At 51.5% G+C, this 15,308-nt stretch carries 14 protein-coding genes; 5 read left to right on the forward strand and 9 right to left on the reverse strand.

Features of this window, described 5'->3' with window-relative positions; genetic code table 11:
• Nucleotides 1-9: 9 nt before the first annotated feature.
• From nirB to G5B47_RS04520, 4 genes are all read right to left on the reverse strand, one after another.
• Complete coding sequence (gene nirB / locus G5B47_RS04505) at nt 10-2,439, reverse strand: nitrite reductase large subunit NirB (protein WP_165094778.1); 2,430 nt, start codon at nt 2,437-2,439, stop codon at nt 10-12.
• A 221-nt stretch (nt 2,440-2,660) separates the two neighbouring features.
• The gene (gene ric, locus G5B47_RS04510; RefSeq protein WP_165094780.1) at nt 2,661-3,368 is read right to left on the reverse strand and encodes an iron-sulfur cluster repair di-iron protein; all 708 of its coding nucleotides are present in this window, start codon (nt 3,366-3,368) and stop codon (nt 2,661-2,663) included.
• A 109-nt stretch (nt 3,369-3,477) separates the two neighbouring features.
• A complete protein-coding gene (locus tag G5B47_RS04515) occupies nt 3,478-4,203 on the reverse strand; it encodes a hypothetical protein (protein WP_165094783.1) in 726 nt (241 codons plus the stop codon).
• Between the two features lie 264 nt (nt 4,204-4,467).
• Nucleotides 4,468-5,061, reverse strand: coding sequence for a TetR/AcrR family transcriptional regulator (locus G5B47_RS04520; RefSeq protein ID WP_165094786.1), 594 nt, complete (start codon nt 5,059-5,061; stop codon nt 4,468-4,470).
• 125 nt (nt 5,062-5,186) lie between these two features.
• Between G5B47_RS04520 and G5B47_RS04525 the strand changes: the two genes are divergently transcribed.
• Together G5B47_RS04525 and G5B47_RS04530 are read left to right on the forward strand one after the other, a co-directional pair.
• The gene (locus tag G5B47_RS04525; protein ID WP_165094788.1) at nt 5,187-6,398 is read left to right on the forward strand and encodes a macrolide family glycosyltransferase; all 1,212 of its coding nucleotides are present in this window, start codon (nt 5,187-5,189) and stop codon (nt 6,396-6,398) included.
• Between the two features lie 4 nt (nt 6,399-6,402).
• Nucleotides 6,403-7,617: a macrolide family glycosyltransferase gene (locus tag G5B47_RS04530; RefSeq protein WP_165094791.1), complete on the forward strand. Its 1,215-nt coding sequence runs from the start codon at nt 6,403-6,405 to the stop codon at nt 7,615-7,617.
• A gap of 87 nt (nt 7,618-7,704) precedes the next feature.
• On the opposite strand, the gene G5B47_RS04535 is transcribed toward G5B47_RS04530, so the two are convergent.
• From G5B47_RS04535 to G5B47_RS04545, 3 genes are all read right to left on the reverse strand, one after another.
• Nucleotides 7,705-8,022, reverse strand: a complete 318-nt coding sequence (locus tag G5B47_RS04535) for a winged helix-turn-helix transcriptional regulator (RefSeq protein WP_025335771.1) — start codon at nt 8,020-8,022, stop codon at nt 7,705-7,707.
• A 95-nt stretch (nt 8,023-8,117) separates the two neighbouring features.
• Nucleotides 8,118-8,432 (reverse strand): hypothetical protein, encoded by a 315-nt coding sequence (locus G5B47_RS04540; protein WP_025335772.1) that lies wholly within the window; start codon nt 8,430-8,432, stop codon nt 8,118-8,120.
• Between the two features lie 19 nt (nt 8,433-8,451).
• Nucleotides 8,452-9,396 (reverse strand): Gfo/Idh/MocA family protein, encoded by a 945-nt coding sequence (locus G5B47_RS04545; RefSeq protein WP_328804448.1) that lies wholly within the window; start codon nt 9,394-9,396, stop codon nt 8,452-8,454.
• A gap of 144 nt (nt 9,397-9,540) precedes the next feature.
• Between G5B47_RS04545 and G5B47_RS04550 the strand changes: the two genes are divergently transcribed.
• Together G5B47_RS04550 and msrA are read left to right on the forward strand one after the other, a co-directional pair.
• Nucleotides 9,541-10,170 (forward strand): TVP38/TMEM64 family protein, encoded by a 630-nt coding sequence (locus G5B47_RS04550; RefSeq protein WP_165094796.1) that lies wholly within the window; start codon nt 9,541-9,543, stop codon nt 10,168-10,170.
• A 111-nt stretch (nt 10,171-10,281) separates the two neighbouring features.
• Nucleotides 10,282-11,262, forward strand: a complete 981-nt coding sequence (msrA, locus tag G5B47_RS04555; RefSeq protein ID WP_165094799.1) for a peptide-methionine (S)-S-oxide reductase MsrA — start codon at nt 10,282-10,284, stop codon at nt 11,260-11,262.
• 52 nt (nt 11,263-11,314) lie between these two features.
• Here the strand turns inward: msrA and G5B47_RS04560 are convergent, their stop codons facing one another.
• Nucleotides 11,315-12,460, reverse strand: coding sequence for a DUF4349 domain-containing protein (locus tag G5B47_RS04560; RefSeq protein WP_165094802.1), 1,146 nt, complete (start codon nt 12,458-12,460; stop codon nt 11,315-11,317).
• 212 nt (nt 12,461-12,672) lie between these two features.
• Here G5B47_RS04560 and G5B47_RS04565 point away from each other — a divergent pair, with 212 nt between their 5' ends.
• Nucleotides 12,673-12,831, forward strand: a complete 159-nt coding sequence (locus tag G5B47_RS04565) for a DUF1540 domain-containing protein (RefSeq protein ID WP_165094805.1) — start codon at nt 12,673-12,675, stop codon at nt 12,829-12,831.
• 104 nt (nt 12,832-12,935) lie between these two features.
• Here G5B47_RS04565 and metE read toward each other — a convergent pair whose 3' ends face one another.
• Nucleotides 12,936-15,236: a 5-methyltetrahydropteroyltriglutamate--homocysteine S-methyltransferase gene (gene metE, locus G5B47_RS04570; RefSeq protein WP_165094807.1), complete on the reverse strand. Its 2,301-nt coding sequence runs from the start codon at nt 15,234-15,236 to the stop codon at nt 12,936-12,938.
• Between the last annotated feature and the right edge of the window lie 72 nt (nt 15,237-15,308).

A 15,308-nucleotide genomic window follows, 5' to 3' on the forward strand; every position in this document is an offset into this window, starting at 1 on the left:
CAAATTGGCTTAACGGATTTCCGCCTTTTCAAACAGCGCGTTGCGTGTAGGGTCGTCGTTCAGCATTTTTTTCCAAGGGTCTTTCACCTGTGTTAAGGCAAAATCGATGCGCTGTGCAAGAGCCTTGCGTTCTTCCTCGTTGTCCAGAATAGCGGATTTGATCTGGTCCAACCCGAGGCGTTCCACCCATTCGGACGTTCTTTCCAGGTAATTTCCGGTTTCGCGGTAATACTGCATAACGGCGGAGCAGATTTCGACCAGCTCTTCGTCCGTCTTCACTTTGCAGAAGGAATCCGCGATCCGCGGCTTGATCCCCCCGTTGCCGCCGATGAACACTTCCCAGCCGCCGTCGTTGCCGACAATGCCAATGTCCTTCGTGCACGATTCTGCACAGTTCCGCGGACAGCCATTGACAGCCATCTTGAATTTGGCGGGGAAATCCAGACGCTCGTACTTCCGCTCCAGCATCGCTCCAACGCCCATCGAATCCTGGGTTCCGAACCGGCAGAACTGTGATCCGACACAGGTCTTGACCGTGCGCAGCGATTTAGCGTAAGCATAGCCGGAAGGCATGTCCAGCTCCTCCCATACTTTGGGCACATCCTCTTTCTTGACGCCGATCAAATCCAGACGCTGGCCGCCGGTTACTTTGACAACCTTGACATCATATTTAATAGAGACATCGGCGATTCTCTTCAGATCTTCCGGTGTCGTTACTCCTCCGTACATCCGCGGAACGACCGTGAAAGTGCCGTCCTTCTGGATGTTGGCGCTCATCCGCTCATTGACAAAGCGAGATTCCTTCTCGTCTTCATGCGTATCCGGGTAGATCATGCCCAGATAATAGTTGACCGCAGGACGGCATTTCGAGCAGCCTTCTTCCTGCTTCCAGCCAAGGACGTTCATGACCTCTTTGGTCGTCGTAAGCCCTTTGGCCCGGATTTCGGCCACAATTTCATCCCGGCTGAGCGTGGTGCAGCTGCAGATGCCGGTCTTCGCGCTCTGCTCGAAGCCGTCGCCAAGCACATATTGAAGAATCTGTTCCACGACCGGCTTGCAGCCGCCGCATGACCGTGTGGCGCCGGTGCAGGCTTTAATCTCATCCACGGTTGTAAAGCCGTTATCCTGAATCGCGTCAACGATTGCCTTCTTGGTCACGCCGTTACAGCCGCAGACGATTTCGTCGTCGGACATGCTTTCAACGGATGCCGTCTTCTTGGCCCCGCCTCCGCCGCAGCAGCCAGTGCCCATGACGTCCGCATAAATATCGTCAGTCATCTCCGCGTCCTGCTTCACCAGCTTTTGCAGGTTAGCGGATTCCGTCACATCGCCGAACAGAACAGCGCCGACGATCATGTTGTCCTTCAGCAAAATTTTCTTGTAGGTTCTCTTCCAGTCATCTTTGGCGGCGATAACCGTGTGCTCCGGCGTGTCGATAAATTCCCCGGCGGAAAAGACGTCCACTCCGGAAATTTTCAGCTTGGTCGAGACGACCGAGCCTTCATACGGCTTCGTTTCCGCGCCGCACAAATGCTTCGCGAGCACATTTCCCTGTTCGAACAGCGGAGCTACCAGACCGTAGCAGGCGCCTCGGTGCTCAGCGCATTCACCCACGGAATACACATTTTCAAGCGAAGTTTGCAGATAGTCGTCCACCACGATGCCCCGGTTCACTTCAATTCCGCTGGCCTTCGCTACCTCCACATTCGGCTTAATACCGACCGCCATGACTACGAACTGCGCTTCAAGCTCCGTGCCGTCGCTGAAGCGCAAACCGCTCACCCGCTCTTCGCCGGTCAGCTCAACCGTCTGTTTGCCCATGGCGAACTTGACACCCTGGCGTTCCAGTTCCGCTTTCAACATCGAAGCCGCGGTATGATCCAGCTGCCGCTCCATCAGATCCTCCATCAGGTGGACGACGGTTACGTCCATGCCCAGGTTCACAAGCCCTTTGGCCGCCTCAAGTCCAAGCAGTCCGCCGCCGATAACGGCCGCTTTGTTATACTCCTTCGCTGCTTGCAGCATCGTTTCGCAGTCGGCAATGTCCCGGAAGCCGACGACGCCTTCCTTGCCGCTGCCGGGAATCGGCAGAATGAACGAATTTGACCCGGTGGCGATAATGACTTTATCGTAATCGGCGGTCAAACCGTTCTCCGCGATAACCTTCCGTGATTCTCCGTCAATGCGGGTCACTGCGGTTCCAGTATGCAGCGTAATGCCGTTCTCCTTGTACCAGTTCCAGTCGTTCAGGATAATATCGTCAACGGTTTTGCTTCCTTCGAGGACGTATGACAGCATAATGCGGTTATAGTTGGGATATGGCTCGCTGCCGAAGACGGTAATGTCATAATTGCCGCCCAGCTTCAGAATCTGTTCAATGGTGCCCACGCCTGCCATGCCGTTGCCGATCAATACTATTTTTTCTCGATTCGATGTCATTGTCAGGTCCTCCCTCAAAAGCTTTCGTAATCAACTCTCGTGCGTTATAACGGAATTATACTGTTTAAATTTTAACTAGGCGGGTGACCACAGTCACTCCAATAGTGAATGTTTTCACATCAATCTGTAACAAATATTGTTATTTCCCCTCTTGACAAACGGAAATAAGCCGATTCTCCAAGGATACTCCAGGGAAAATCGGCAGCTTTTCGATGCTGAAACTAGGCTTGATATCTCGGGAACAAAACGTTATTCTCCAGATGAACATGCTCGAAGGTCATGCCTTCCAGTTCTTCCAGCCGCGCATAGGTCAGACGGTAAGTCGTGCAGGCATGCTCGGGCGGGGTAAAATCGCCGGTAACGGCGCGAAGCTGTTTGAGAATGTTGCCCGCGGCGTCATGCTCTTCCTCTAAATCATGGAGAGACCAGCGCAGTGCAGACAGGGACTCTTCGTTTCCATCCTGCTCATAGGCAAGAATACTCGGGAAATCCTGCTCTTCTTCCTTCGCCGTATGCTCGAGCAGCTCATCTTTCAGCTGGTTGAACAGGCGGTAGACTTCTTCCAAATGCGGGGAATCCCCGCCGTGTACACGATAGACCTTCGTGACGTTCTGGCCGATCAGCGGCAGCTCTTCTCTCAGAAAGCGGTGATGCTTATCCACAATGTGGGCAATCAGCTCTTCAGACTTGGCTCCGTTCCAAGCGGTATCCTCTTCAAGCACCGGGTACTGCTCCAGCAGCTTGTACAAATCGCCGATGACGGTGTCCGCTTCAAGACCGCGCTCAATTGCCGCCTCCCGAAGCGGCTTTGCGCCGCCGCAGCAGAAATCGATTTTGCTTGCTTTGAAATAATCCGCAGCTTTCGGGAACTGCAGGACGATTTCTTTTACCAATGTATCGCTATTAAACAAAGGTTGTTTGACGCTCATTGTGACTCCTCCTTAGGGGTTACTTATTGATCTGCTTCTACAATAACCCCTGAGGGAGAGCCTCCGCGTGATTTGAATCACGTCAATTCGAAAATATTGTTGAACAGCCTTACTGCACATAAGCTTCCATATAGGTTCGTTTGCCCGCCGCATCCTTCAGATAAGGACCGAGTCCGGCAAATTTAGCTTGATTAACATATACCCCGGTCATCCATCTTCCCTCCGTCAACCCGTCATCCCATTGAAGAACAAGGTCAGGAGCCGCGATCCATTCCTGATAGACGCGGACATTGGTGTCCGTGTAGGCTTTACATGGTTTTGACAACTCCCGGAAACGGGCATCATTAACATAAGTCGGCACAAAATAGGCTGTAATCGTCTCCAGATCGTCATCATCCAGAAAAGGGTCCCCGCCCAAAAAAGGATGGAGCATCAGCGTTTTTTCAAACAGTCCCCAGATCGCGGCCTGGAGAATCAGGCTCTGTCTTCGGCCGTTGTGAAACGTGTACGTGCGCGGCTGATCCGGCAGGTCCGCCTCGCGCTTCGTCTCGCCCTGCTCCAGACAGTGTCTTTCGCACCCGATGCACTTCCAGCCCGAAGGTCCTTGAATCCATTTCTGAAACACCGTTCCGCCGTCGCCGTTGCCTTTATACAGGGAAGAAATAATGCTGTAAGGCACTCCGAATGAAGCGTTCCACAATGAGGCAGGGAGATGGCTGTGAAGCATGAACAGCGTCTTGTCGTAAATAAGCTGAACTTTGACGGACGCCGTTTCGAGCTCAGCCACATCCTCTTTTTCGTAACCGACTTCCCGCGAGAACAGAGTGGTCTTCATCTTGCTCGCCTCCCAATATTTCCCGTAATGCGGGGGAATTTGTTTAAGAAATGAATTCAGGAGTATACAGGATCCGAAAGAACTGGCCAATTACCTTACGGTGACTAAAAAGCTGTCTTTGGCGCAAATGTTTGGGCAAGCGCTTCCAACAGCCGAAGGACATTCGTTTTTTCTATTATATTACTTCTTTGCGGCTGTTGTGCAAGTTTTTTCTCAGGGAGATGCACAGCCGCTTTTTGAACACTAATTTAGAACTAAGCTCTATCACAAGCTCTCCAATTGATCCGCAAAACTGTATAAAATATCAGGCACGTAAATGCCTTGTTCAATAAATGACTTTCCAAATTCACTCATGATTGTTCTCATCTCTTCAAAAGACAGCGGCATATCATTCTTAAGCCAGTCTACTAAGATCGTAAAACCTCCTGCAATTTGATATTTTATTGAATATTTAAAATGTAATTCTTTTAATTTATCTGTATTTGTATGTTCTTTATTGTATAGGTTCACTAAATATTTAATTAATTCCTCAAATCGTTCATTTAGTAAACAATCAGGTACAGCATTAATGACCTTTAGTAAAGATTCACGATGTTTCTTTAATTGCGCAAAGAGGAGATCAGCAAGAACATCATTCTCATGAATGTCCTGCCATTTTTTTATTATGGTTAGGCGCTCTTTAAATATTTCATCAAAATATTGGATAATGATGTCGTCTTTACTTTTATAATTCCTGTAGAAGGTCTGTCTGGCGACTCCTGCTTTTTTTGTAATGCTGGTAATTTTAATCTGATCGTAGGGTGTAGTCTCCAATAATAACAGCAACGCCTCAAAAATCCATTCTTTTGTCTGATGCAACACTTTCACCTCTTTTGTCTATTTTCGTCGTTAAAAGCTCTATTAAAATTGAACTCTATTTTTACATATACTATAATTTATTCCATCAGATGGTACAATTCTAATGTATATGGAGGTTGATTAAAGTGAAGAAAACTCATATTGCAATGATTAATATTCCTGCTTTCGGCCATGTTAATCCAACTCTAGCCGTTGTATCAGAGCTCGTTCAAAGAGGCTATAAAGTGACTTATCCGGTAACAGACAAATTTATACCTGTTGTTAAGGACACGGGAGTTTCGGTTCTTCCCTATCATTCGAGCACAACGGATCTATTAGATCAACTAAGTCATGTCAAAGAAATCAATGAAGTCATAAGCAACCATTCGGAAAATCTTCCTATGAAATTCCTTGAAGAAGCGATATCCACTTATTATCAATTGGAGCAGATGTATGCCGATGATCTTCCTGATTTAATTCTGTTTGATTTTATGGCGCTCGGCGGAAAACTGTTTGCCGCAAAGCACGGCATAGATGCGGTACGCCTGTATTCTTCCTATGCGAATAATGAACATGTATCGACGTTACATGATGTTTTGGACGAGACCAAGAATGAATTGGCGTTAAAGCTTAAGGCTTTTTCGGAGAAGGAAGGGATTACGGGGGTATCCTTTATGGAGTTATTCGCTCCGGAAAAATTAAATATTACCTTTATGTCTCGGGCTTTTCAGCTTCAAGGCGATTCATTTGACGAACGCTTCCTCTTTGTTGGTCCGTCTATTGGCAAGCGCAGCTATGAAGAAAGCCTGCCGTTCGAAGAGAATAATGACCGCCCTGTCATGCTGATTTCGCTAGGTACGATTTTCAACCCATGGCCGGAATTTTATAAAATGTGCATCGAAGCTTTTCGTAACTCCGGTTGGCAGGTAGTCATGTCCACTGGATCTAAGATCAGTCCGGAAAGCTTGGGCGACATTCCAGATAACTTTATTGTCCGCCAGCAGGTCCCGCAGCTTGAAATTCTCCCTCAAGCCCGGTTGTTTATCACGCATGGCGGCATGAACAGCACGATGGAAGCGTTGAGCTGCGGTGTACCCCTGGTTGTCATCCCGCAGATGTTCGAGCAGGAAATCACCGCCCGGCGCGTTACGGAATTGGGACTGGGGCAGCATTTTCTGCCGGATGAAGTAACCGTTGAAGTGCTGCAGAAATCGGTTCAAGAAGTTTCAGAGGATGAGCAGTTGCAGCAGCGTGTGTATGACATGCAGAAGAACATCCAAGAAGCCGGCGGAGCTAAAAAAGCCGCTGAAGCCATTGAAAAGCTATTAAGTCTTTCAAATATACAGGCGAGGGTGTGAAGAGATGTCAAAGGCGCTTTTTTTAAGTATTCCGGCTCATGGTCATGTTAACCCGACACTCGGACTCGTAAATGAATTAATCAATCAAGGTGAGGAAGTCACTTATTTTTGTACAGAAGAATTTAAAGAAAAAATCGAAAAAACGGGTGCTGAATTTAAAAGCTATAGAGTAGACACTGTCCTGGGTAACAGAAAAGACAACGCACCGCAAAACATGGGAATTGAGCGTTTACTTAACAATATTAATGAAGCGCTCAAGTCAAGCGATAAAATAATTGAAGATGTCTTAGATCAAATTAAGGATAAACATTTTGATTATATCCTGTATACGGCGATGTATCCGTTTGGAAATGTCTTTGCTCAAATCTTGAAAATCCCTTCGGTTTCATCTTTTGCCGTATTTGCTACGCCGCAGGAACTTAAAGCTGGGCACAAAGAATTAATGAATGAAGAGTTAATGAACAACCATCCCGTTATGGATACCTTCAAAAAAGTTTCAAAACAATTGAAAGAGGTCTATAAGGTGGAGATGCCGGATAACCCGATGAGCTTATTTTTTAATAAAGGCGATATCAATATTGCCTATACATCCAAATATTTTGTCTCCCACCCGGAGTATTATGACGACAGCTTTAAATTTATCGGACCGCCAATCTATGACCGGCAAGAGAATTTGGACTTTCCGTTTGAACAATTGGAAGGTAAAAAAGTCATCTATATCTCATTGGGCACGGTATTTAACAGGGACATCAAGCTTTATGAACTTTTCTTTAAAACGTTTGCCGACACGGATGCTGTTGTGGTCATGACGGCATACAATGTAGATTTATCTGAAATTACAATACCCGATCATTTTATCGTAAGAAATTTTGTGCCTCAATCGGAGATTTTAAAGTATACCGACGTGGCGATCACACATGCAGGCATGAACAGTACCAGTGACTTACTATATAATGAAGTGCCTTTTGTAGCGATACCTATAGGAGCAGACCAGCCTTATATGGCAGGAAGGTCTGCAGAGCTCGGGGCGGCCATTTCCCTTGACAAGGACACAATTACTCCTGAACTATTAAGGGATTCTGTGGAAAAGGTGTTAAACGATCCAAGCTATGCTGAGAATATTAAGAAGATCAGTGATTCGTTTAAACAGGCGGGCGGTTATAAAAAAGCGGTTGAAGAGATTTTTAAATTAAAAAGCGAAAAAGGTATCCTCGTTTAAATTGAAAAATCTTATATGGGAAAAAAGAAAACTGGCGCCGAAAGATTCGACGTCAGTTTTCTGCTTGTTCTGCTGCTTTCCTCAGCTTTACTTCACCCAATTTTCCGCCCAGTGCTGAATCTGCTGCATGACAGGCTGCAGGGCGCGGCCTTTTTCCGTCAGCTCGTATTCGATCCGTACCGGCGTCTCGGGGTAGACATTACGCACCAGAATGCCTTCGCCCTCCAGATCCTTCATCCGTTCCGACAGCATTTTATCGCTCATCAAAGGAATAAGACTCGATATATCTTTGAAGCGCTTCGGTCCGCTCATCAAAGTCTGGATAATCAGGCCGTTCCACCGTTTGCCTAAAAAAGAAAAGGCCGTTTCAAACCGGGGGCACATCGTCAAATGATGTTCTTCCATTGTTATCACCTCTCGCTAATGGAAACTTACGTTAAGTTAGTATATATAATTTTAACACATTTTGTCCTTACTGAACACGGTTTGACAAAAAAAGTTTATTTTTCGGCATTCCCTCTTGCCGCAATCGCCTCGGTAATGACAAAGGCCAGATCGTCGTTACCATACAGCGAGAGTACGCCAAGCACCGTATCATCCGAGATAAAACCGGACTCATCCACAGGGACGGTCAGCGCAATCGCTCTCGCAAGCTGTTCATTGCCCTGCTGCTGCGGATACGCCTGCAAATAGAGGGCTTCGGGGTCAAGGCCGTTATTGACGCACCACTGGGCGAATACGAGAATCATCATCTCTTCGTCGCGCTTATAGCTATCTACAATGCGGTCTTCCACTGATTTGCGGTATTCATCCATTCTCACTCCCCCTCTCCTGTTAGTCTGTTCCATCCGCAAGCTGCGCCGCCAGCCTGTGTACCGGGAGTACGGACAACGCGGAAATGCTGCATTCAGCCGGTTTATGAATATGATCGAGAAAATGTTCAACGACGCCGCTAAAGCCTCTGCGCGCTAGAATTGTGTCCCAGCTTCCGAAGCCGTGAATGACAGGGGCTGCATTTCGGTCGTAAAAAACGGCGCGCTCCATGTCCGCGATCTCCGCCGATCTTCCATGTCCGTGCAGCTCCAATTTCTCCAGATCGGCTCCGGCATCCCGCACCATGCTGTACATGCCGGAAGCTCCGCCGCTCCAGCCGAGCATGCCCGAAGCCTGGACCAGCCGGCCTTCAAGATCGCTGTGCAGTGAGCCGCGCAGCAGCTCATAATCGTTCCCGCACAGCCACAGGAGCAGATCGAGCATGTGGATCAGGTCGTCATGCACGGTTTCCCGGCTGGACAGCTTCTGCCGCTTCGTCCGATGCTTGACTGCGCTGCAGTTGATGACGCCCCCGGCTTCACCCAGCCACGACTTGGCTTCGGCATAGAGCGGCGCAAAGCGGCGGTTGAAGCCGACGCCAAGCAGCAGTCCTTTGCTCGCTGCCAGCTCGGCCATCCGGACCGACTCCTCCAGCCGGTAGGATAGCGGCTTGTCGACATAGACCGCGAGTCCCCGCTCGAGACATTTCGTTACGATTTCATAATGGCTCGGGGTGGGGGCGTGCACAAATACCGCGTCCAGATCCCAGCTGAGCAGCTCATCCAGACTGCATGTGCCCCGAGGCAGCCGATAGGCGCTTACCGTGCTCTCCACTGTGGAGACCGAAGAGCTGAGAATCCCGGCGATCCGTACTCGCGTCGATTGCGAAAGCAGCGGCAAGTATACCTTGCGGGCGATATTGCCGATTCCAATCATGGCTATGTTTATTTCTGCGGTTTCCTTCAATATTCTGCCCTCCCAATAGATGATGCCGCTTGATCTCATTATGCTATTATACCCTGCGGGAAGGATTCGACAAATGAGCTTTCTTCTATTCTTCGATATTTTTCAGTATGATGGGTGAAGATGAAAGAGAAAGGACATATTAAGATGAGAAAATGGACAGTGGCGCTGCTCTATGTTTCGGGGATGCCCGCCGCGTTTATCTACAGATATACCATTCTGGATTGGCTCGGAAAAGACGGCCACGCGCTTCTCTCCTTTCTTGCCGCGACGGTGCTGGCCTTGTTTCCCGCTATTCCGTACAAAGCCGTGATTGGACTGTTCGGCTATGTCTACGGTAGCCTGGCTGGCGGAGCGATGTGCTGGCTGGCGACAACGGCGGCAGCGGCGCTGATGTTCGGCGGCGTCAAATGGCTGTTCCGGGAGCGAGCCCGCCGCTACCTGGCTTCCATTCCGGCGCTGGACAGATTTACGGCGGCCGTTCAGCAGCGGCCCTTCGCTTCCGTCGCGGCGGCCCGCCTGCTGCCGGTCGTTCCGCAGGCGGCGGTCAACGCCTATGCCGGAGCGGCGGGGCTGCCCTTCCGGAGCTTTATCCTGGCGACGGCCCTTGGAAAAATTCCGGGGATCGCCCTGTTCGCCTTCCTTGGCGGACAAGCCAGGCAGCATCCCGGAACCGCCGCGCTGGCCGCGGCGCTGTACATTGCGGCACTGCTGACTTTTTGGGCCGTGCTAAGGCCCGGAAAGCCCCGGAGCAAGGGACAAGGGGGACAAGCCTGAAAGGCTTGTCCGTGTAAGCCGCCTGCCCCGGGTACACTGGCATTCGTCATTTTCATCGTTTATAATTAAATTGCAAGCTATTTAATTGCTTATACGAGTGGAGGGACAATCATGAGTGACATACAGACTAATCCTACAGGTAACCGGACGGAAAAAGCGACATTTGCAGGCGGCTGCTTCTGGTGCATGGTCTCCCCGTTCGAGGAGTTGCCCGGCATTATCGATGTCGTCTCCGGCTATACCGGCGGACATACCGTCAATCCGACTTATGAAGAAGTATGCTCCGAAACGACAGGACATGCCGAAGCGGTGCAAATCACGTTTGATCCTTCAATTTTTCCATACAGCAAGCTGCTTGAGCTGTTCTGGCAGCAGATCGATCCGACGGATGCAGGCGGGCAGTTTCACGACCGCGGCTCCTCCTACCGGACGGCGATCTTCTATCATAATGAGAAGCAGCACAAGGAAGCCGAGGCGTCCAAGCTTGCAATCCAGCAAAGCGGCCGCTTCTCCGGACCAGTTGTAACGCCAATTGAGCCGGCAGGCGTCTTTTACCCGGCGGAGGAATACCATCAGGGCTACCACCGGAAAAATCCGGGACATTACAAGCGCTACCGCAAGGCCTCGGGCCGGGAAGCTTATATCGAACGCCACTGGTCGCATAGCGAAGACAAGCAAAGCCTGAAGGAGCGGCTCACCCCGCTGCAGTATGAAGTTACACAAAACAGTGCCACAGAACGTCCTTTTCAGAATGAATTCTGGGATCATCACGGGGATGGTCTTTATGTGGATATCGTGTCCGGAGAGCCTCTATTCAGTTCCAGGGACAAATATGACTCCGGCTGCGGCTGGCCGAGCTTCACCCGGCCCCTCCGCGACTACTCGGTGAAGGAGAAAACCGATCTCAGCCATATGATGATCCGCACGGAAGTCCGAAGCCGGGAAGCCGACTCGCATCTCGGACATGTCTTCAACGACGGGCCCGGGCCCAGCGGCTTGCGGTACTGTATTAATTCCGCCGCACTGCGTTACGTTCCCAAGGAGGACCTGGAAAAAGAAGGATACGGCGAATACCGGGTACTGTTCGAATAACTATTAAAAATCCTCCAAACCGCGCTGCCGCCGGTCTGGAGGATTTTTGGCGTTATTTGCGGTCCGGCGAATCGGTCGGCTGTGCCTCACCATCGGACTTTTCTTCACGGCTTCCCGGATCAGGTCCGGCTGCCCCGGAGGCTGCCCGTTCCTTCTCCCTCTGCCGGCCCGCTTCCCGGATCAGCAGCGAAGCCTTATCGCGGCGGCTCCTTCTGGAGCGCCCAAGCCAGAACAGCACAGCTGCAATGAATGCGGCGCCGATCAGCAGTGGAAGCGCTCCGGCCAGGAAGATAAAGAGCCACTGGAATGCCGTGGACAAGGCATTCAGTGTTCCGTGCAGTGCGTCCGCCGCTTTGCCAAACAGCGACCGGCGTTCTTCCAAGCGCTGATTGGCGGCGCTCTCATCCGTCTGGTACACTCGAAGCTCCACTGTAGAGTACAGCACGTTCTGGTCGATGTAGCGCATTCTGCCCTTGATCTGCTCGATGTTCTCCTGAATCTGTCCAAGCTCATTGGCGAAAGCCACCAGGTCGGAGGCTTTGGCAGCTTTTTTCATAAACTCGGTGTATTGGGCTTCCAGCAGTTGTTTCGCCTTGAGACGCGCTTCAAGATCGACATACTCTTCCGTAACGTCCTGGCCCTCAATGCTGCGCTGAAGCGACACATGCTTGATTTTCTCCAGATTGTCCATGAAGGAGGAGAACCCGGAAGCTGGCACCTTCACAACAAATGTGCCGCCATGCTCGGAATCGGACATGGTCTCGTTGAATCCGATAATATAGCCCCGGGAGAGATTGACCCAATTGCGCACCTCGGTCTGCGCTTTCTCATAATTTTCGACTTCCATGTTGAGATTGGCGTGGTAGATCAGCTTTTTGTTTAGACCGTCCGCCACATCGCCTGATGTGAATCCTCCGGGAGAGGCATTGCCCGTACGGTTCGCGGAATCGGTACTTGTCTGATTTCCGAACTGCTTTCCTTTCACTTGCGCGCCATCGGAAGATCCTCCGTTACCGGCCGTGATCGGAGCTTCTGCACTCGAAGAATTGGACTCGGCTGCTGTGCTGTCCATGCTTTCGGAATGTAAGGATTGTTTATCCTGATCGGCATGATCCTCGCTTCTTCCCGAACTGCAGCCAATCAGCGTCCCGGTCAGCAGCAGCAATGTTACAATGGTAAGCAATCCCCGCTTTATCATGACTCCCTCCTTTTTTTCTGTTCGTCCTTGGCGTTTGATTCCTAGACGATTCCATCCTCTGGAAGGTTGCAGAAGGCTGTATTTTTGTGACTGGGGAATAAACCGTCTCAAGATGATTTTTCTAAATTTTTAAATATTTTTGTTGCAATCCGGGAATGTGCGGGTATCTAACCAATAAGAACTTTTATTTTCATACAGGGAGGTAAATGCTCATGGCCAAAGATGTGCTGTGCGAAGTGAACACCTGTAGCCACTGGGAAAATGCAAACAAGTGCAACGCCGATTCGATTTTCGTCGCTTTCAACAAGGTGAAGGAAGCGACCCGCGCCGAAGAAACGGATTGTCAGACGTTCGAGAAGAAAACAGAGTAAGCTGGCTGCTCAAGCTGTTCTAACCTTTTGGATTTGAACAAGCCAAGAAAAAGAAAACACCGGGAGCCGTTTCCCGGTGTTTTTCTGCTTTTTTTATGCCCAAGTTACGGCTGGACCGCCCGCGCCTTCTTTCTCGCGTTGTCCGCGGCCGCCACCATATTCCGCAGCGACGCCTCCGTCTCGCTCCAGCCCCGCGTCTTCAGCCCACAGTCCGGATTGATCCAGAACTGCTCCGGGTGCAGCACCCGCAGTGCCCGCTCGATGCCGGTCTCCATTTCCTCTACGGACGGAACACGCGGACTATGGATGTCATATACGCCAAGGCCGATGCCCTTGTCATAATCCATTTGCTCAAAGCTCGCAATCAGCTCGCCATGGCTGCGCGACGTCTCGATGGAAATCACGTCCGCATCCATATCGGAGATGGAATCGATCATATCCCCAAATTCGCAATAGCACATATGCGTATGAATTTGCGTCGTATCCCGAACAAGGCTTGTGGAAATACGGAACGCTCTGACCGCCCATTCGAGATATTGCCTGCGGTCCTGTTCCTTGAGCGGGAGTCCTTCGCGCACCGCCGGCTCGTCTACCTGAATCATTTCCACGCCGGCGCTTTCCAGGGCCAGTATCTCCTGCCGCAGCGCAAGCGCAATCTGATTGGCCACCTGCTCCCGGCTCAGATCGTCGCGGACGAACGACCAGTTCAGAATCGTGACCGGCCCGGTGAGCATACCCTTGACCGGAAGCTTCGTCAAAGATTGCGCATAGACGCTTTCCTTGACGGTCATTGGCTCGGTGAAGGCGACGTCGGCGTAAATGACCGGCGGCTTGACGCAGCGGGAGCCGTAGGACTGCACCCAGCCGTTCCGGGTGAACAGGAAGCCGTCCAGCTTCTCGCCGAAGAACTCCACCATATCGGTGCGTTCGAATTCGCCATGCACCAGAACGTCCAGACCGATCTTCTCCTGCAGCGTGATGGATTCCGCGATCTGCTGCCGGATAAATTCATCATAGCGTTCCGGGCTCAGCTCGCCCTTGCGCCATTTCAGCCGCGCCTGCCGGACCTCCGGCGTTTGCGGAAAGCTCCCGATCGTCGTTGTCGGCAGCAGCGGCAGCCGCCACTTGTCCTGCTGGCGCTTGGCCCGTTCGGCGTAGACCGTGTTCCGCCGGTCCGTCAGCTCCTCCAGGCCGCGTTCAAGCTCCGCCACATCCGAGCGGTTTCGCTCCGGCAGCTTGCGGAAGGCATCCAGCGCTGCCTTCGCCCCGGCCCACTGCGCACCGGCCGCTTCCCTGCCTTCAAGCAGCGCGCGTTTCAGCAGTGCCAGCTCCGCCAGCTTCTCGTCGGCGAAGGCCAGCGCATTCCGCACCTCGGGCTTCAGCCGCTCCTCGCCCTGCACCGTCACGGGCACATGCAGCAGGCTGCTGGACGGCTGCAGAATCAGCTTGCCTTCCGGCACAAGCCGCTCCAGCCTTTCCGCCAGCGCCAGCTTCTCCTCCGGATCACAGCGCCAAATACCGCGCCCGTCGATCACACCGGCTCCAAGCGTCTTGTCCTCCGGCCAGCCCAGACGCTCGATCGCTTCGAGGTTGGCTCCGCCGTCGTGTACAAAATCAAGACCAAGCCCCTGCACCGGCAGCTTTAGCAGGGCTTCAAGCGGCTGCACCGACTCAAAGTATGTCTGCAGCATGATGCGAAGACCTGGAACCGCGGCATGAAGGGCGCCGTAGATATGGCCCAGCAGTTCGATATCCTCTTCCTGAAGTCCGGTCACGACAGCCGGCTCGTCGATTTGAACCCATGCCGCGCCCTCCCGCTCCAGTTCCTGCAGCAGCTGGACATAGACCGGCAGGAACCGCTCCGCCACGCTGCGGATTTCCGAAAGGGCAAACCCTTTGGAAAGCTTCAGAAACGTATATAGTCCGATGACGACAGGCTTGCCGTCGATGCCCGCCTGCGATTTGGCGAACCGGTACGCGGCCAGTGGTTTGTTCTCCGTCAGCACAGGCTGAATATCGCCGATCTCCGGCACGATGTAATGATAATTCGTATTGAACCATTTCGTCATTTCGCATGCCGCCGCCCGGGAGTTCCCGCGAGCCATGGCAAAATACAGATCCAGTCCGGCAGGCCCGCCTTCATACCGGTAGCGCGGAGGCACAATGCCGAACATAACCGCCGTATCCAGCACATGATCGTAATATGTGAAATCTCCAACGGGTATCAGGTCGATCCCCGCTTCCTGCTGCTTGCGCAGATTGCTGAGCTGAAATTGCTCCATTTCCGTCCGAAGCTGCTCTTCATTGATCTTTCCCGCCCAGTAGGCTTCCAGCGCTTTTTTCCATTCCCGGTTGGCTCCGATTCTCGGATATCCGAGATTGCTTGTTTTGGCATTCCTTGTCATCTCTTTCGTTCCTCCTCTATCTTCTGAACCTGCAAAAAAGGCGTCCTTCACCCCAGGAGCGCAGGGGGAAAG

The sequence above is a fragment of the Paenibacillus apii genome, from assembly GCF_011043685.1.
GTDB classification, from domain to species: domain Bacteria; phylum Bacillota; class Bacilli; order Paenibacillales; family Paenibacillaceae; genus Paenibacillus_AQ; species Paenibacillus_AQ sabinae.